Below are 18209 nucleotides of genomic sequence, written 5' to 3'. Positions count from 1 at the left end.
AGCACTTATAATTCTTCAGCTTGATAAGAAGAATCATAAGTGCTTTCTTAATTTTTGAAACTCAGGTTCTTCCCAGCAACGGAGGCCAACAGGATGTTGGTCATGCAAACTTTCAGTAAGTCATAGCAGAACGCGACTCGTAAAATCTTTTGATTAAACAAGCTCTCCTACTTCTTCTAAAACTCGTACAAATTGTCCTTCGTTGTATGGATAACCTGCTCGAGTAATTTTCACGCGTACAAGTTTACCAATTAACTCTTCAGATCCAGGAATAACAACTTTTAAATAATTGTCTGTATAACCTTCTACATACTCGCCATCTGTTACATGCTTCGATTTTTCCTCAGGAATAATCTCTAGGACCTCTCCCTCGAATTTCGAAGCATATTCTGCAGCAAGCTGATCATTAAGAGTAATTAAACGATGTACTCGTTCATTTTTCACATCTTCATCTACTTGGTTGTCCATTCTTGCTGCCGGAGTACCGGTACGCTTAGAGTAAGGGAAAACATGTAGCTCAGAGAACTTTTGGTTACGGATAAAATTATACGTTTCCATAAATTCTTCTTCTGTTTCCCCTGGGAAACCAACAATAACATCAGAAGTAATGGCTAAATCAGGTAAAGCCTCTCTTAGTTTATCCAGTCTATTTGCGAAAAACTCCATTGTATACTTTCTTCTCATACGTTTTAATACTGTATCAGAACCAGATTGAATCGGTATATGAAGGTGTCTTACAACGATTTTAGAATCGCGTAAAACCTCGATAACCTCATCAGATAATTGGCTTGCCTCGATGGAACTGATTCGAAGGCGTTTTAATCCTTTTACATTGGCCTCGATATCTCTTAACAGCTGGGCAAGATTATAATCTTTCAGATCTTCTCCATACCCACCTGTATGAATACCTGTTAGCACGATCTCTAGATAGCCAGCGTCTACTAATTGCTGGGCTTGTCTTACTACTTCTTGCGGATCACGAGAGCGCATTAATCCGCGAGCCCACGGGATGATACAGAAAGTACAGAAGTTGTTGCATCCCTCTTGAATTTTAAGAGAAGCACGAGTGCGGTCCGTGAATGCAGGAACATCTAATTCTTCATACACGCGATTTTTCATAATATTACCAACCGCATTGATTGGTTGGCGTTCGTTTTTAAACTGCTCTATGTAACCAAGCAGCTTTGTGCGCTCCTGTGTACCTACCACGATATCGACCCCAGGAATTGCCATGATTTCTGCTGGAGAGGTTTGTGCATAGCAGCCTGTTACACAAATGACAGCATCCGGATTTTGGCGTATCGCCCGTCGAATAACCTGTCTGCTTTTTTTATCCCCAGTGTTTGTTACTGTGCATGTATTAATTACATAAACATCCGATTTCTTCTCAAAATCAGTACGCTCATAACCATTTTCTTTAAATAACTGCCAGATGGCTTCTGTTTCGTAGTGATTTACTTTACAGCCTAATGTATGGAATGCCACAGATGCCATACCTTACACCTCTTTCATTCATATTCATAGGAAATTGCAGAAAGCGCATAGAGTGGCGCTGTTTCTGTCCTCAAAATCCTTGGACCAAGGGCAATAGTTTCAAAGTCATTTTCTATTAAACGTTCTATTTCCTGAGAATCTAATCCACCCTCAGGACCAAAAACGATTAGTATCGACTTTTTATCATACACCTTTTTTAATTGGTCGGCAAACTTTTGACGCTTACTTTTTTTGGCATCCTCTTCATATGCTATAAATTTTACGTCATATGTTTTGGAAATCTTTATTAATTCTTCAAGGGTAATCGGTTGATGAATCTCTGGTATAGAAGATCGATGAGATTGCTCAGATGCTTCCTTTGCAATTTTCTGGAGTCGACTAATCTTCTTCTCATTTTTCTTATCATCCCATTTCACGATAGACCGCTTTGCCTTCCACGGATAAAGAGCAGCCATTCCAAGCTCCGTACCCTTTTGGGTAATCAGGTCTAGCTTATCTCCCTTTGGAAGTCCACAGACCAACGAAACACGGATTGGCATTTCATTTGTTCCCTCTAGCTTATTTAGTACTCTAAGCTGCACAGCTTTAGCTGAGCCTTCTACAATTTCCATTTCGTACGTTTGCTGATGACTCACTACATATACCACGTCTCCAGATGACATGCGCATCACCTGTATCATGTGATGCGCATCTTCTCCAGCTATGGTTATTATACCGTTATCTCCAACTAGTTCTTCCGTAAAATAACGTTGCATTTTTTTTCTCCCCTATAAGCTAGGCTTTCTAGAGATAATGGTTACCCAATCCTCCATCATCATCACTTCTTCTATTTCAAAACCAGCAGCTTGCAAGGACTGACGTACGTCCTCCTTCTTATTCGCAATAATTCCAGAGGTAATAAATAAGCCGTTGTCCTTCACAAGCTTAAAGGCATCATTCGTAAAGGTCATGATAATTTCTGCTAAGATATTCGCAATCACAATATCCGCTGGTTCCTTTACATTGTCTAAAAGATTACCATGTGTAACTTCTATGGTATCCTCTACATGATTTAACTGGATATTTTCCTTTGCAGATTTAACCGCCACTTCGTCCAGATCTAAAGCATGAACATGACTTGCCCCTAATTTAGCTGCACCGATTGCAAGAACACCAGATCCAGTCCCCACATCAATGACAGTAGAATTAGGTTGAACATTTTTTTCTAATGCCTGTAAGCACATAACAGTAGTCGGATGAGTACCAGTGCCAAAAGCCATCCCTGGATCCAGCTCAATAATTATCTCATCACTATTGACACGTTCATATTGCTCCCAGGTCGGTACAATCGTAAACCTGTTAGAAATTTTCACCGGATGATAATATTTTTTCCAGGCTGTTGCCCAGTCTTCTTCATCCACTTCTTGGACAGTCAGTATATTGTGACCAAGATCAATGTCAAAATTTAATAGGTTGTTGATCGCAAGCTTAATCTCTTCAACGGTTTCTAACAAAAAGCTAGTTTCAGCTAGATAAGCTTTTATTCGTACCCCATCGGCTGGAAAATCATCTGGATTTAGATTATATATTTCTCCAAAGAAATCCTCACGCTCCTTTATGAGGTCCTCAGAATCTTCAATTACTACTCCACTTGCTCCTGCTTCGTGTAGGATATTACTTATTGCTTCCACCGCTTCATTCGTTGTATGAATGGATAGTTCCGTCCACTTCACTTGCGCCAACTCCTTTTTAGTCACCTTTTATCGTTCGTTTAATTTTTTCGAATAATGTACTACCCTGTTCTTCTGGAATATCTCCACTGATTTCTGCAAATTCTCGTAGCAATTGCTTTTGCTTTTCAGTTAATTTCTTAGGCGTTATAACCTTCGCAATTACATGCTGGTCTCCCATACCGTAACCGTGGACATTTTTTACACCTTTCCCCTTTAAACGGAACTTTGTACCAGATTGTGTACCTGCTGGGATTTTAAGCTTAACTTTTCCCTGAACTGTCGGGATTTCTAATTCATCACCAAGTGCTGCTTGAGCAAATGTTAATGGAAGCTCAAAATAAATATCATCGCCGTCTCGCTCAAAGCGTGGATCCGGCTTCACTCGGAAAACAACATACAAGTCGCCAGCTGGACCGCCATTTACTCCAGGCTCTCCCTGACCAGTCACACGTAATTGTTGGCCATCATCTACACCGGCTGGAATCGTAATCTTAATTTTCTTGCGCTTGTTAACGGTTCCTTTTCCATGGCAAGTAGAACATTTCTCTTTTATTAGCTTGCCCGTTCCCTCACAGTAATTACATGTTCTCTTCGTTTGAATTCTTCCGAAAGGAGTATCTTGTGTAATCGTAACCTGTCCGCTTCCTTTACAATGCGAGCATGTCTCTGGATGAGTTCCCTTTTTCGCACCTGTTCCGTGACAAGTATCACAAGTTTCTTCTTTTGTTATCTCTATCTCTTTTTCTTTTCCGAAAACAGCTTCCTCGAAATCAATTGTCATGGCATACTGAAGGTCATTTCCTTTTCTAGGGGCGTTAGGATCTCTACGTCTTGTGCCTCCACCACCGAAGAAGGAGCTAAAGATATCCTCAAAACCGAAACCATCTCCACCACCAAAGCCACCAAAGCCTTGATTTGGACCAGCATGGCCAAACTGGTCGTATTGCGCACGTTTTTGCTCATCACTTAACACTTCATACGCTTCTGATATTTCCTTAAATTTTTCTTCCGCATTCGCTTCTTTGTTAATATCTGGATGATATTGCTTGGAAAGCTTTCTATATGCCTTCTTTATTTCATCTTGAGATGCTCCCTTAGAAACTCCAAGGACCTCATAGTAGTCTCTTTTGCTCATAATTCACTCTCCTGCTCTTTAACTTACACATAAAGATAATTGTAACATGGACAAAATCGTAATAGCAAAATAAATCAGTTCAGCAATCGGTAGACAATGAAAAAGCCAAAGCCGAGAACCGGTCTTTGACTTTTTCCATCGACATTACTTGTCTTTATCGTCGTTAACTTCTTCAAATTCTGCGTCGACTACACCGTCATCAGATGGTCCGCCTGCTTGCTGCTCAGCACCTGCTTGAGCTTGAGCTTGCTCATAAAGCTTCATGGTAAGCTGTTGCACAACTTCGTTTAACTTATCTCTTTTTGCTTTGATGTCTTCAACGTTTCCTGATTCAAGTGCAGATTTTAGTTCTTCTTTTGCATCTTCCGCTGACTTTTTCTCGTCATCAGAGATTTTACCCTCTAAATCCTTCAGGGTTTTTTCCGTCATGAATACTAATTGATCTGCTTCATTTTTTAATTCTGCTTCTTCTTTACGAGCTTTGTCAGCTTCAGCATTTGCTTCTGCCTCTTTTACCATACGCTCGATTTCGTCATCGGATAAAGAAGAGTTAGATTGAATTGTAATGTTTTGTTCTTTTTGAGTTCCTAAATCCTTCGCTTTAACGTTTACGATACCATTTTTATCAATATCGAACGTTACCTCGATTTGTGGAACACCACGTGGTGCTGGTGGAATATCCGCTAATTGGAATCTTCCAAGTGTTTTATTGTCAGCAGCCATTGGGCGCTCCCCTTGAAGAACGTGGATGTCTACTGCTGGTTGGTTATCTGCAGCTGTAGAGAAAACTTGAGATTTAGATGTTGGGATCGTTGTATTACGTTCAATCAACTTCGTGAACACGCCTCCCATTGTCTCGATACCAAGTGATAATGGAGTTACATCTAGAAGAACTACGTCTTTTACGTCTCCAGTTAATACGCCACCTTGAACTGCAGCACCCATTGCTACCACTTCATCTGGGTTAACTCCACGGTGTGGCTCTTTACCAGTTTCTTTCTTAATAGCTTCCTGTACCGCAGGAATACGAGTAGAACCACCTACAAGGATAACTTTGTCGATTTGAGCTTTTGTTAATCCTGCATCTTGAATTGCTTGACGAGTAGGTACCATTGTACGTTCCACCAAGTGAGATGTTAACTCATCAAATTTTGCACGAGTCATCGTTAATTCTAAGTGTAACGGACCAGCTTCACCAGCTGTGATGAATGGTAAAGAGATTTGTGTAGAAGTTACACCAGAAAGGTCTTTTTTCGCTTTTTCAGCAGCATCTTTTAAACGTTGAACAGCCATTTTATCTTTTGAAAGATCAATGCCGTTTTCTTTTTTAAATTCTGCTACTAGGTAGTCCATGATTACTTGGTCGAAGTCATCTCCACCTAGACGGTTGTCCCCTGCAGTTGCAAGTACTTCAAATACTCCGTCACCTAACTCAAGGATAGATACGTCAAATGTACCTCCACCTAAGTCATAAACAAGAATTTTTTCATCTTGCTCCATTTTATCTAAACCATATGCTAATGCAGCTGCAGTTGGTTCGTTGATAATACGTTCTACTTCTAAGCCAGCAATACGACCAGCATCTTTAGTTGCTTGACGCTCAGCATCATTAAAGTATGCAGGAACTGTGATAACTGCTCTTGTAACTTTTTCTCCAAGATAGTCTTCTGCAAATCCTTTTAAATATTGAAGGATCATTGCTGACACTTCTTGTGGTGTGTATTCTTTGTCTTCTGCTTTTACTTTTTCAGAAGTACCCATTAAACGTTTAATAGATGCGATTGTGTTAGGGTTTGTGATAGATTGACGCTTTGCTACTTCCCCTACTTGGCGCTCCCCATTTTTAAATGCTACAACAGATGGTGTTGTACGATTTCCTTCTGGGTTAGGGATAACTTTTGGTTCCCCACCTTCAAGTACGGATACACATGAGTTTGTTGTTCCTAAGTCAATACCAATGATTTTAGACATACATTTTCCTCCTATAGATACCTGTTATATATTTAATGATAAGCTGCTTTCAATGAAGGCTTATTCGTTTACCTTCACCATGGAAGGACGAAGGATTCGATCCTTTAACTTATAGCCTTTTTGAAGCTCTTGAAGGACAATCCCTGATTCTTGACTTTCATCCTTCTCTTGCATTACTGCTTGGTGAAGGTTCGGGTCGAACGGAACGCCTTCCGATTTAATTGGCTCAAGCCCTTCTTTTTCAAGAGCAGCCTGTAAAGAACGGTATACCATATCCACACCTTTTGCTAAAGAGATAGCCTCTTCAGTAGTTGGTTGGATTGCTAATGCTCGTTCTAAATTATCTAATACCGGTAAGATATCCGTTAATACGGACTGTGCTCGGTATTTAGTATCTGCTTCCTTATCAAGCTGGACGCGTCGCTTGTAGTTTTCAAAATCAGCAAGCAAACGGATATAACGATTCTTTTCCTCTTCAAGCCGTTGTTTTAAGAGCGTTACTTCGTCAGCTTCTTCTGCTGAAGTTTCTTCTACTGACTCTTCAGTTGCGTCTACTACCTCTGTTTCTTCGGTAGTTTCTTCTTTTTCTTCTCGTATTTCCTGGTCTTTTAGAACCTCTTTATCTTTTTCCATTACTAGCAACTCCCCTTTATCCATGCTGGCCATGTATAATTCTAGATAATTCTCTAGATAAATCTCCACTCATCACATCAAGGAGTGAAACTACACGCTTATAATCCATTCTGGTAGGACCTATTATAGCGATTGAACCGCGTTGCTCTTCTCCAATATCATAGGATGCCGTAATAATACTACAATTCTCCATCCCAATTTGGTTATTTTCGGAGCCTATGCGAATATCAATTCCTTTTTTGTTTAAATGGAATAGCCCTGGTATTTGATTTACTTGTTCCATCCAATACATGATATGTTTTGCTTTTTCCACATCATTAAATTCAGGTTGGCTTAGCAGTTGCATTTTCCCACCATAGTATACCTTTTCCTCATGTTCTATTTTCATAGATGTCTGCAAGGAATTTAATAAGTGGGTCATTCTACCATTGTTATGGCGGAGAACAGTGGATACAACAGTCTCGAGCTTGGTATGAAGCTCATGGAGGTACACACCTACCAAGTGTTCGTTAATAATGTTTACCATGCGCTCGATATCAGATGCACTAAATACTTCTGGTATGGAAAATACCCTGTTTTCTACATGTCCACTATCCGTAACAATGATAGCCACAGCTGAGTCTTCCGTTAATGGAACGATGGAAAATCTCTTTACACGATGCTTTCTCACATCTAATCCTAACATAATTGAGGTATAATTCGTTAGCTCTGACAATATTTCGGCAGATTTACGGATAATTTGTTCCGTTTCAACCAACCTTTCCTGGAAGATTGAGCGCATTTGCGTTATCTCTTCCTTCGTAACAGCCTGTGGAGTTAATAAATGATCCACATAATAACGATAGCCTTTTTCAGAAGGTACACGACCAGATGAGGTATGTGTTTTTTCTAAGAAACCCATATCCTCTAAATCCGCCATATCGTTTCGTATAGTGGCTGGACTAAACGGTACTTCTTCTTTTTTAGAAAGCTGACGAGACCCGACCGGTTGAGCGGTTTCAATAAAATCATCTACCGTTACTTGCAATATAAGTAATTGCCTATTTGTTAGCATGATTATCACCTCTGTTAGCACTCGAACGTCGAGAGTGCTAATACTCATATAAAACTTATCAAATCTATAGAAAAGTGTCAACGATTTCAACCAATTTATTTAAGAAAATATTGAAAAACTTCATTCCCTACAAATCTGCCTCTACGTGTTAGGGATATATATCCATTCTCTATTTTTACCAGTTGCTTTTTTAACAGTTCATCTAGCTCTTGTCCATATATTTCTTCTAACGACTGCTGATAAGTGTGTTGAAAATCCGTTAAACTGACTCCTTCATTTTTACGTAAGCCTAGGAACATTTCTTCTTCCATCTTTTCTTGATCTGTGACTTCCTTTTGGCTAATTATAGGCTTAGTCTCTTCCTCTATAAGCTGCATATACTTTTTTAATGGTCCATGGTTGGAGTAACGGATACCATTCACATATCCATGCGCACCCGCTCCAAGACCTAGGTATTCCTCGTTGTTCCAATAAAGAAGGTTATGCTTAGATACTTTGCCATCTTTAGAAAAATTACTTATTTCATACTGATCATATCCATGCCTCTCCATTTCATCCATCAACAAACCATACATTTCTGCTTCTAAATCTTCTCCTGGAAGAGAAAGCTTTGCTTTAGACAGGAGGTTATAAAAAATAGTCTTTGGCTCTACTATTAAGGAATAAGCAGAGATGTGGGGAATACCTAATGAAAAGGCTTCTTTCAGAGAATCGTTCCATTGCTCCATCGTTTGGTTTGGCAGACCATACATTAAATCAATGCTAATGGAAGGAAAATTAATGTTTTTGGCATGTTCAATTACTTGATACACATGCTCGTTTGCATGGGTTCTGCCTAATACTCTTAATAAGTCCTGATTAAAAGTTTGAACCCCCATGCTTAATCTATTCACGCCAAAATTTCGCATAATCTGCATTTTTTCAAGCGTCAGCTCATCAGGATTTGCTTCCGAAGTGAATTCCACTACATGCTCCATTGGGATATTCTGCTGAATCAGTGTAAATAATCGCTCTAATTGCTTTGGTGATAAGGAGGTTGGTGTTCCTCCACCTATGAATATTGTTTCAATTCTCGATCCTGCTAGTTCACTAGCCCACAGTTCCATTTCATGTCCGAGCGCCTCAATATACTCATCTACCGGCTGATTATGAAAGAAAAATTTATTAAAATCACAGTAATTACATATTTGATGACAAAACGGTATGTGTAAATATACACCTTTAACCATACTATTCGTTCCTTCTTTCTATTCAAACTTCCACATAAAGCAAGAAGGAGGCCTAAAGCCTCCTTCCACCATTTTCTATGAGAATATTTATTTGATTCATATTAGAGTTTTTGTCTTTCTATGTATAAATTATAGCCGATTTTTGGGGAAGCTACAAACTTTTGAATTTAAATAAAGATGTAAAAAGCAACCTATCTACCAGAGAGATTGCTTTTTATGTACTACGGACCTGCCGGACAATGACCCTGGCTAGTGCATCCAGGAGCTGGAACATCTCCACTACCATCATTTCCAAAATGCGGATTACCAGAGAACCTGCACTTACACTGCTAGCAAAAAAAGGACCAATAAGTAAAATAGATCCAGTTAGCAAAGAAATTGCTTTACCCTTCTTTTTCATATACGACATAATCCTTGTACTAAATACAAAAAAAACCTCTAATTATTAGAACTATATCTAATAGTTAGAGGTGTACTATAAACTTCTTAATCAGAAATGCCGTTTATTTATTTGGCTCGTCCATCTTCAGTACAGCCATGAAGGCTTCTTGAGGAACTTCTACAGAACCAACCTGCTTCATACGCTTTTTACCTTCTTTTTGTTTCTCCAGAAGTTTACGTTTACGAGAAATATCTCCACCGTAACATTTTGCAAGTACGTTTTTACCGATTGACTTAATGGTAGAACGCGCAATAATCTTTTGTCCAACTGCCGCTTGAACAGGGACTTCAAATTGCTGTCTTGGAATTAAAGATTTTAGTTTTTCTACAATTACTTTTCCACGCTCATACGCAAAGTCTTTGTGAACGATAAAGCTTAGGGCATCTACCTTTTCACCATTTAATAAAATATCCATTTTTTGAAGCTTCGATTCCTTATAGCCAATTAACTCATAATCAAAGGATGCATACCCTTTTGTGCTTGATTTTAAAGAATCAAAGAAGTCATAAACGATTTCTGATAATGGAATTTCATAAATAATGTTTACACGGGCAGAGGATAAATAGTCCATCGTGATAAAGTTACCACGTTTACGTTGGCACAGTTCCATTACAGATCCAACGTAATCCTCAGGCACCATGATAGAAGCTTTTACATACGGCTCCTCGATACTTTCGATTTTTTGAATGTCTGGCATCATCGATGGGTTATCTACTTTTACACTTTCACCCTTCGTTAGCTGTACATTGTACACTACGCTTGGCGCTGTTGTGATTAAATCGATTTTAAACTCACGCTCGATACGCTCTTGAATGATTTCCATATGTAATAATCCTAAGAAACCACAGCGATATCCAAATCCTAAAGCTTGAGAGGATTCAGGTTCAAACTCTAATGCCGCATCATTCAATTGAAGCTTCTCTAATGCTTCTCGCAAATCATTATATTTAGAGTTATCAATTGGATATAGTCCGCAGAATACCATTGGGTTCATTTTACGGTAACCTGCTAATGGCTCTGATGCTGGATTATTCGCTAATGTGATGGTATCCCCTACACTTGTATCTCCCACATCCTTCATAGAAGCAGTTAGGAAGCCTACGTCTCCAACAGTTAATTCATCACGTTGAGTAGTTCTCGGAGTAAATACTCCTGTTTCAACAACATCAAATTCTTTTCCAGAGGACATCATACGAATTTTATCTCCCGGCTTTACAGTTCCTTCTACAATTCGGATATAAGCAATAACTCCACGATATGGATCATAAAGAGAATCAAAAATAAGTGCTTTCAGTGGAGCTGCAGGATCTCCTGTAGGAGCTGGAACCTTTTCTACAATCTGTTCTAGAATTTCTTCGATTCCAATTCCTACTTTTGCGGATGCATGCACTGCTTCAGAAGCATCTAATCCAATAACTTCCTCTACTTCCTGTTTTACGCGCTCAGGATCAGCAGCAGGCAAATCAATCTTATTAATAACTGGTAAAATCTCTAGATCATTATCTAAAGCCAAATAAACATTCGCTAAAGTTTGAGCTTCTATCCCTTGAGCAGCATCTACTACTAAAATTGCTCCCTCACAGGCTGCTAGGCTTCGAGAAACCTCATAGGTGAAATCCACATGTCCCGGAGTATCGATTAAATGGAAAATATATTCTTCTCCATCCTTTGCCTGATACTTTAATTGGACCGCATTTAATTTAATGGTGATTCCACGTTCTCTCTCTAAATCCATCGAATCAAGTAATTGATCCTTCATTTCTCGTGATGTTAACGTTTTTGTTTTTTCTAATATACGGTCTGCTAGCGTAGACTTCCCATGATCAATATGGGCGATAATAGAAAAGTTCCTTATCTTTTTCTGTCGTGCCAGTCTCTCTTCATTGTTCATGCATGTTCACTCCTAATTAAACTATTATGAATTATACTATGAAGATAATGCATATTACAACAAGAACTAGCTGAAACCCCTTGTGTTCCAATGTTTTGCTCAAACTAAGGTGTTTACCTAAATGCAAAATAATGTTCTTTCATGCACCAATCTGGGGCTAGTTGGGGCTAATTTGGGGCTAATTAATAACTTATTATAGGCGGCGTAATGTACAGAAATGGATATATATAATTTGTTACTGACTACTCACTAAGGTGGTCTTTTTTATATCACCATTCCCACCAATTCTCCAAATACACAGGTTTATTTCACGATTTGTCAATAATAAACCATTTTTCGTTTATTGATTTCCTCTAATACAATTTGTATAAAAGCTTACCTGCTTCGAGAAGGTATCTCCAATTTCTTCCGGAAATGAATTTAAACTACCCTTTGTTCTCACAGTAATGTCCTTAGAGCCTAGTTTTACTCCATCAACTTTAGAAGGTGTGAATTTATTATTCATATTGTTTCTTTCCAAATAAGATCATCTTTTAGCAAGGTTATATTATAAATACTATGTTTTATCAATCAAATTTAGATTATGAGCAACTTTAATCTAAATTTGATTGAGTAAATTTGATTGAGTAAATTACATAAGACAATGCCTACATACATCAGTTACTTTTGTTACTTGAATTTTTAATATTATATTCACTTAGACTAAATTCAAAATTATCTAATGTTCCATTATGTATATAACTAAATGAAAGGATTCCTAAATATGGTCTAAAAACAAGCTTTTGTCGGTCTGGTAGTGTATTATATATTAAATCAAAAATTTTTACTTCCTCATAAGTATCACCATTTAGTAAATTAATTTCTCGCGTGTCATTAACATACCAAAAGTGCGACAAGTCACTTCTTGTAATGGAATTTAAGTCACCAAATCTTTGCCCTTTAAACATTGGGAACTCAAATAATAAATTATCATAACTTAGTGCTGGCGAACTATTTTCAATTTGTTGTTCTATATTCTTAAAGGTATCAGGTTCTTTCATATACTTTTCTACACTATCTAATTCTTCATTGGGTATTAGGAAAATTTTGTTAGCAACTAAGAATAGCCCTGAGATGTGTTCATCCTCGGTATAGTCCATTGGTGGTGAAGAAATTAATTCATCTTCACTTAATATTGCCATTCTGTCTCGAATTACATCTCGCATTTCTTGTGGAAAATTACTAACTTTATAAAGACTTACCCCATTACTTTTTATTTCTTCTAATATCCTAAATTTTATCCTTATATCTTTTATAACTTCTTTTTCATACTTAGGTGAATACACTGTATAAGTTCCATTGTAAGTCCAAAAGTTTCCTTCCTGTAAAGGCATATATTCTATTGACTCATCAACATTCCATGTACTAGTTTCCTTATAATCATATTTAATTTTAGTTACCTTAGAAATTTCTGCTGCTTGAATTTGAGCATCTGCAGATTTTATTGCTGTTTGAATTTGTGCTTCAATAGATTTATTTGTTGATTCTAATTGAAAGTATCCTGCTATAAAAACCGTTATAGAAGCTACTACTATTGGAACAAATATTAAAGTTACTGCATCTTTTAAAGTGAAACCTTTACCATTACCTCTTTTCTTCCTTCTGTTCTTCTTTCGATTCTTCTTTCCCAAATTAATTCCCCTTATTTATTATTTTTATCAGATTCTTTATTACTATATTATAGCTGTTCCCCCGGAATATTTGTTCAAAATACAAGTTATTTCATAAAAATACTCATTATACCAAATTAAAACCACTATTTAAATTATACTTCCCAGAATTGTGGTTTTATATAGTAATAATCTCTGCTTAATCAAAAATTATTCAACTAAATTGTCCCTTTAGATTGAGTGGTTTAAGTGTATCACTTCACAATGAATTTCCACTCAACTTGCTGAGAGAATAAGTATGACTCAATCCAACCTATCTAATAAGATGTCTAACGAATCTTACTCAATTGCAGATTTAGAAAAATTGCTTAGCAGTTAGATATAAAATTGCATATTAAATTCTTGGAACCAGATGGCAAATAATGTTGTCTGTTTTCTATTTACTTTTACCAATACTATCCATTAATCTAGATAAAAAGGAGATGGGTAGATTGAACAATTGGAAGAACAAAAAGTGGTTAGTGGTTAGCTGGAGAATTATATTTTTCTTTACCGTGCTGTTAGTGATTATAACACCAAGTTTCCTTACCTTTGTTTTGTTGATACTCACAGGTATTGGGGCATTAGCTAGTAACTTTCTTTATAAATCAGCAAATAACACTAGCAACGTTAGCAAAGATGCAAAAAAAGATAACACACAAAACTTTCAACCAACAAATGACTTTAATGCCGTGCCTGTTGCAGCAACACTTTCAAATGAAATATCTAGGAGTCCAAAAGTAAAACATGATTATTTTACCTTTAATGTGGCTGGGGTAACTATGAAAAATGATGATAATAAAGATATTCAAAAACTGCTAAAACGTTGCGGAAAATTATATTGTGAAGAAAACTTTATAGAACTTTATAGTGGTTATACAAACAAGGAAATTTTAGAGGACTTCAATGAAGTGACAGAATTTGAAGATGTTGAATTTGGCGAAGAAGAAATTTCATTTATTCCTGAACCAACAAACAAATACGATAAAAACGCCATAAAAGTCTTCATTGATTTTGGGAATGAGGGATTGCAACATGTTGGTTATGTGCCTAAAATACACACCGAAATAATAAGGACCATTCTTGATGAACAAGAAGTTATAAATCTATCTGCCCGCTTTGTTGGTGGTAAAGTTAAAGAGATAGAATATAATTATGAAAAAGATAAAGATGTGGTAATCACCAGGGAATTAACACTTGGGATAGAAATTGAAATAAAATATAAAAATAAATAAACTTTCTATAATTAATCGGTGAAAGACATTACTATACTTAAAAACCACCTTCCATCACTGGTTGGTGGTTTTCTTTTCATTTTCTATTCTTTGTTTTTCTACACGATCGGCCATCTTAGCTATTTTTCCAACAGCTTCTCACTCTTCATTATTCAACTTATACAGATTATCAAGAAACCTCATAACTTCTTCTCTAGGATACTTTTCTAACATTTCTTTTAACAATGCTTCCATTTTTAATAAATTAGCCGATTTCTCCAATTGACTCACTCCATTATCGTAACGTCTACTATTTCATCTATCTTTATATCGTGTAATTTAAATGGATCTTCAAGCTTTATAATTCTTCTTTTTAAATCTATATCCTCCACAATTCCGCGATTATAGATAAACTCGCCAGCTCTCCATAGCTTTAGTTTGGTATCAGCCTTACTTTTTAAAGCTACTTCTATTGTTTCCTGAAGCATTTGCAAATCAAACTCATCCAGCTGTGGACGTGGTACCTTCTCTATGTCATCTACATACTGCCTTAACAGTGAGACATGCTCAGTCAACATCATAGCAGTCCATTTCTTCTTTCCGCGGTCTCTCACTTTCGATAAATCAGGTAGCTCAAGCATGTCATCAAAAAAGCTACCGTTCATATAATCACGTCCTTTTTGATTATTATACGAACAATTGTTCTTATTTATAACTTGAAATTTTTAGGGGAAATAAAAAAGCCACCTACTCTAAGATGGCTTTTAACTATAAAACTTATAGTCCAAGAAGTTGCTTTTTTTTCTGTTCGAATTCATCTACGTTAATAATTCCAGCATCTAAAAGCTCTTTATATTTTAAAATCTCATCTGCATTAGATGTAATAACAGATGGTTGTGGGATACTTTCTTTGGTAGTTTTTAGTTTATCCAATACTCCATGGATTGCGCTGTTTACAGATGAAGCGGAAGCAGAGTCCAATGCAATGTTAAACTTTTCTTGTGGAGTATCTATAGTTAAAATTCCATAAACCATTCCTTTTTCGAAAGAGATATCATTTATTTTTTCATGGTTAACAGCTTTGAACTTTTCTCCTGTTAACGACTTTTGTCCAAATAAAATTCTTTTGTTGGTAATCGCATAGGCATAGTTATTATCATGTTTTGTAATGGATTCATAATTGTGCAACCCTATAAAAGTCATTAATACCTTTTCATCTCTGATAAGATTATCCTGTAAAATTTTAAAGTGTTTAACTCCCCATTTTTCGTTAAAACCTGAGCCAAAATTATTCTCTTTACAATAATTATACATATTTTCTGCACGGGACATTGGGTCATCGCCAAGCTTCATTTCTTTTTCTTGAATAATTTCCTTAATTTCTTCAACAGTGATCTTATTTACATTAATCGCAGTAGCTCCTCCAGCTCGTTTTAAACAACTGGGGCATAACCAAGCGTCTGATTTTTTTACTTTAAAACGATTTAATCCAACTTCTTCATTGCAAACTCCACAAACAACTTTTCTATCAAAGAAACCCATAACAACATCTCCCTTTACATAATTGGAAACTTTTATTCATAGTTTATAATAACAAAAAATAACAAATTATGGTACGAGGAATTTTTGAGCAACAACTTTTCACCTAATCTCTAATTTATAAATAAAAAAAGCCTGCTACCAGTCAAGGTAACAGGCTTCTGTATGTTTATTATTCTTTTAATACTTTTATACTGCTAGTCCAATAATTGTCCTTTGGATAAAAAAATATCTTATGTGAGATTCTTTTTTAGATTAAAAAATATCAATCATTAATCCAACCATTTGCGTAACATTTAGCATTTTCACCACTGTTCCCACACATCATAAAAAGTTTGTAATAACCTTCAGGAACCCCCACCCTGTATGCTTTATCATCATAAGGATTATTTGCAGTACCATTTGTTATTCTTTTACCGTTAATATCATCCACCCAAAACGAGAGAGGATATGTCCGCTGATCATCACCACCAGTACCAATATAATTCACACCAACATGTAAAAAATTACCTTTGTTCACATATACCCAACCAGATTCTACCGGTATATTTCCACCTTCAGGATAAACCCAGATATCCAATCTCTCTGCCAGTGCTGCTGTAGAAAATACAAACATAGATAGTACAACCATCAACGATATTAATACTTTTTTCAAACTAATCTCTCCTTCTCGTCGCTATTTTTTCTGTCTTTCAAAGTACAACATTCAACCTTTTTCTTCTATTTCCTCTATATTTTTACAAAATAAACCAAAAGTTTCATTAATACTTTTTCTGTTAAGGCATTTTCTCATAATCACTTATTTTTTTATAGTAATATTTATTCTAATAATAAAGCGACCAACTCAATTAAGAGAAGGTCGCTTTTTATTATTTAGTTTCATTAATTAAATGAGTCGTCCATCCATATCTAGTTTTCAATTTAGCTTGGGCATCTTCTGCCGCTTCCTTAGTACTAAACGATCCAGTATATAACCGATAGGAAGGATTAAAATTAGTAGTATCTGCTGTTTCATATATAGTCCAACCAAAATCAGTCTTTACTTTATCTACTGCATCTGCAAGTGCTCTCGCATTTGGGAAAGTACCTGTCTTAATACGAAAGGTGTCTTTTATTTGAGTAACGGATTTAACAGCCTTCTTTGTAGGAGTTTGTAACTCTTTCAAGCGTTTACGCACACCATCCATATTAATACCCGGGCAAGCTGTTTTGGTACCACTAAATTCATTATGTCCCAGCACATCGTTTACGCCTAATCCAAAGTTTTTGAGTGCTAATAAGCAACGTTCTTCAAATGCTCTTTCCTGTGCCGGTGTGAAGCTTCCATTACCAACTAGGCAAATATTATAGATGTAAGTATTGTGACCGCCCACACCGTTAGTCGGATAGATTGGATCATAGCAAAGCTGGACAGTACCATCTCGAAGAATGATTTCGTGATAGCCTCCCTTTGTCCATTTCAGCCCCTTCCATCGGTTGTTCCAGAAAGCAAAATAATCACCACTAGTTGTTGCAGAATGGTGACGTGCTATTTTCTTGATTTGACTGATATTTCGCTTGGTTTTTGAAGGAGAAACCTTCTTACGAATGTCTTGTATTTTTACCATTTGCCATTCTCCTTAGGATTGTCATATCGCATGGCTTGTAAGCTGTCGGTAACTCCTCTAGTAGTAGGATCAGTTACGGCATTGTATATACTAACAATCATTAACACGAGCAAGTATGGGTTTGTGTAGGTTTTTACTATAACATCCCATACACTTCCCCAAGTAGTTAGGTCTGCATAGCTAATCCCAAGATAAGCTAATACAGGTAACAAAGCAGCTAGCAACAATTGAAATAAAAATACAGGGTTTCTAAATCTTACTTTCCAATTGATTTTCATATGTTTCTCCTCCTAGAATATATTTGCTACTGCAATTCCAATAACTCCACCCACTAGCGCTGTAATAATTGCAGTTATTAATGAACCTGTAATCTTTCGTCTAATCCAATTAGTGTCATCTTTGATATCTGAGAGCGCTGACTTGATAGTACTAATCTCTTGATTCTGCAGCGTGTCAGATAACTCCAATTTGTGGATGTCCTGTTTCATACGATCTTGCTCACTTTTAAATGTAGTCTGGCAATTCTTTAGTTCGGCTATGTCTTGCTGCACCTTTTCTTTCCACACGTCCATTTCTACCATCTCCTTAACCATAAGTTGC

General features: G+C 36.7%; 20 protein-coding genes. 1 reads left to right on the top strand and 19 read right to left on the bottom strand.

Features of this window, described 5'->3' with window-relative positions:
• Window positions 1–153: 153 nt before the first annotated feature.
• From mtaB to AC1ECF_RS01545, 12 genes are all read right to left on the bottom strand, one after another.
• Window positions 154–1494, bottom strand: a complete 1341-nt coding sequence (gene mtaB, locus AC1ECF_RS01600) for a tRNA (N(6)-L-threonylcarbamoyladenosine(37)-C(2))-methylthiotransferase MtaB (RefSeq protein ID WP_480387633.1) — start codon at window positions 1492–1494, stop codon at window positions 154–156.
• 14 nt (window positions 1495–1508) lie between these two features.
• Window positions 1509–2249 (bottom strand): 16S rRNA (uracil(1498)-N(3))-methyltransferase, encoded by a 741-nt coding sequence (locus tag AC1ECF_RS01595; RefSeq protein ID WP_480387632.1) that lies wholly within the window; start codon window positions 2247–2249, stop codon window positions 1509–1511.
• A gap of 12 nt (window positions 2250–2261) precedes the next feature.
• Window positions 2262–3206: a 50S ribosomal protein L11 methyltransferase gene (gene prmA, locus AC1ECF_RS01590; RefSeq protein ID WP_480387631.1), complete on the bottom strand. Its 945-nt coding sequence runs from the start codon at window positions 3204–3206 to the stop codon at window positions 2262–2264.
• Window positions 3207–3222: 16 nt separating this feature from the next.
• The gene (gene dnaJ / locus AC1ECF_RS01585) at window positions 3223–4341 is read right to left on the bottom strand and encodes a molecular chaperone DnaJ (RefSeq protein WP_480387630.1); all 1119 of its coding nucleotides are present in this window, start codon (window positions 4339–4341) and stop codon (window positions 3223–3225) included.
• A 144-nt stretch (window positions 4342–4485) separates the two neighbouring features.
• Complete coding sequence (dnaK, locus tag AC1ECF_RS01580; protein WP_480387629.1) at window positions 4486–6312, bottom strand: molecular chaperone DnaK; 1827 nt, start codon at window positions 6310–6312, stop codon at window positions 4486–4488.
• Window positions 6313–6372: 60 nt separating this feature from the next.
• Entirely contained in the window at window positions 6373–6945 is a 573-nt protein-coding gene (grpE, locus tag AC1ECF_RS01575; protein ID WP_480387628.1) for a nucleotide exchange factor GrpE, read from the bottom strand.
• A gap of 16 nt (window positions 6946–6961) precedes the next feature.
• Complete coding sequence (hrcA, locus tag AC1ECF_RS01570) at window positions 6962–7999, bottom strand: heat-inducible transcriptional repressor HrcA (RefSeq protein WP_480387627.1); 1038 nt, start codon at window positions 7997–7999, stop codon at window positions 6962–6964.
• Between the two features lie 95 nt (window positions 8000–8094).
• The gene (gene hemW / locus AC1ECF_RS01565) at window positions 8095–9228 is read right to left on the bottom strand and encodes a radical SAM family heme chaperone HemW (RefSeq protein WP_480387626.1); all 1134 of its coding nucleotides are present in this window, start codon (window positions 9226–9228) and stop codon (window positions 8095–8097) included.
• A 214-nt stretch (window positions 9229–9442) separates the two neighbouring features.
• A complete protein-coding gene (locus tag AC1ECF_RS01560) occupies window positions 9443–9628 on the bottom strand; it encodes a hypothetical protein (RefSeq protein WP_480387625.1) in 186 nt (61 codons plus the stop codon).
• A gap of 103 nt (window positions 9629–9731) precedes the next feature.
• Window positions 9732–11561 (bottom strand): translation elongation factor 4, encoded by a 1830-nt coding sequence (lepA, locus tag AC1ECF_RS01555; protein WP_480387624.1) that lies wholly within the window; start codon window positions 11559–11561, stop codon window positions 9732–9734.
• 340 nt (window positions 11562–11901) lie between these two features.
• Window positions 11902–12081 carry a hypothetical protein gene (locus tag AC1ECF_RS01550; RefSeq protein ID WP_480387623.1) on the bottom strand — a complete coding sequence of 60 codons (180 nt, stop codon included), beginning with the start codon at window positions 12079–12081 and terminating at the stop codon, window positions 11902–11904.
• Window positions 12082–12217: 136 nt separating this feature from the next.
• On the bottom strand, window positions 12218–13231 hold the full coding sequence (locus tag AC1ECF_RS01545) for a hypothetical protein (RefSeq protein WP_480387622.1): 1014 nt from the start codon (window positions 13229–13231) through the stop codon (window positions 12218–12220).
• A gap of 470 nt (window positions 13232–13701) precedes the next feature.
• On the opposite strand from AC1ECF_RS01545, the gene AC1ECF_RS01540 reads away from it, so the two are divergent.
• On the top strand, window positions 13702–14484 hold the full coding sequence (locus AC1ECF_RS01540) for an HIRAN domain-containing protein (RefSeq protein ID WP_480387621.1): 783 nt from the start codon (window positions 13702–13704) through the stop codon (window positions 14482–14484).
• A gap of 138 nt (window positions 14485–14622) precedes the next feature.
• On the opposite strand, the gene AC1ECF_RS01535 is transcribed toward AC1ECF_RS01540, so the two are convergent.
• The 7 genes from AC1ECF_RS01535 to AC1ECF_RS01505 form a co-directional block, all read right to left on the bottom strand.
• Window positions 14623–14745, bottom strand: coding sequence for a hypothetical protein (locus tag AC1ECF_RS01535; RefSeq protein WP_480387620.1), 123 nt, complete (start codon window positions 14743–14745; stop codon window positions 14623–14625).
• Between the two features lie 5 nt (window positions 14746–14750).
• Window positions 14751–15128, bottom strand: coding sequence for a YolD-like family protein (locus AC1ECF_RS01530; RefSeq protein WP_480387619.1), 378 nt, complete (start codon window positions 15126–15128; stop codon window positions 14751–14753).
• A 112-nt stretch (window positions 15129–15240) separates the two neighbouring features.
• A complete protein-coding gene (locus tag AC1ECF_RS01525) occupies window positions 15241–16005 on the bottom strand; it encodes a PH domain-containing protein (RefSeq protein ID WP_480387618.1) in 765 nt (254 codons plus the stop codon).
• A gap of 262 nt (window positions 16006–16267) precedes the next feature.
• Window positions 16268–16657 carry a hypothetical protein gene (locus AC1ECF_RS01520; RefSeq protein ID WP_480387617.1) on the bottom strand — a complete coding sequence of 130 codons (390 nt, stop codon included), beginning with the start codon at window positions 16655–16657 and terminating at the stop codon, window positions 16268–16270.
• Between the two features lie 214 nt (window positions 16658–16871).
• Window positions 16872–17609, bottom strand: a complete 738-nt coding sequence (locus AC1ECF_RS01515) for an N-acetylmuramoyl-L-alanine amidase (RefSeq protein ID WP_480387616.1) — start codon at window positions 17607–17609, stop codon at window positions 16872–16874.
• Window positions 17603–17887 carry a phage holin gene (locus AC1ECF_RS01510; protein WP_480387615.1) on the bottom strand — a complete coding sequence of 95 codons (285 nt, stop codon included), beginning with the start codon at window positions 17885–17887 and terminating at the stop codon, window positions 17603–17605. The genes AC1ECF_RS01515 and AC1ECF_RS01510 overlap by 7 nt, the downstream gene beginning before the upstream one ends.
• Window positions 17888–17899: 12 nt before the next feature.
• Entirely contained in the window at window positions 17900–18202 is a 303-nt protein-coding gene (locus AC1ECF_RS01505) for a hemolysin XhlA family protein (protein WP_480387614.1), read from the bottom strand.
• Window positions 18203–18209: the final 7 nt, after the last annotated feature.

The organism is Psychrobacillus sp. Z3-81, from assembly GCF_056620325.1.
This window is presented reverse-complemented; position numbering and strand designations above follow the sequence as displayed.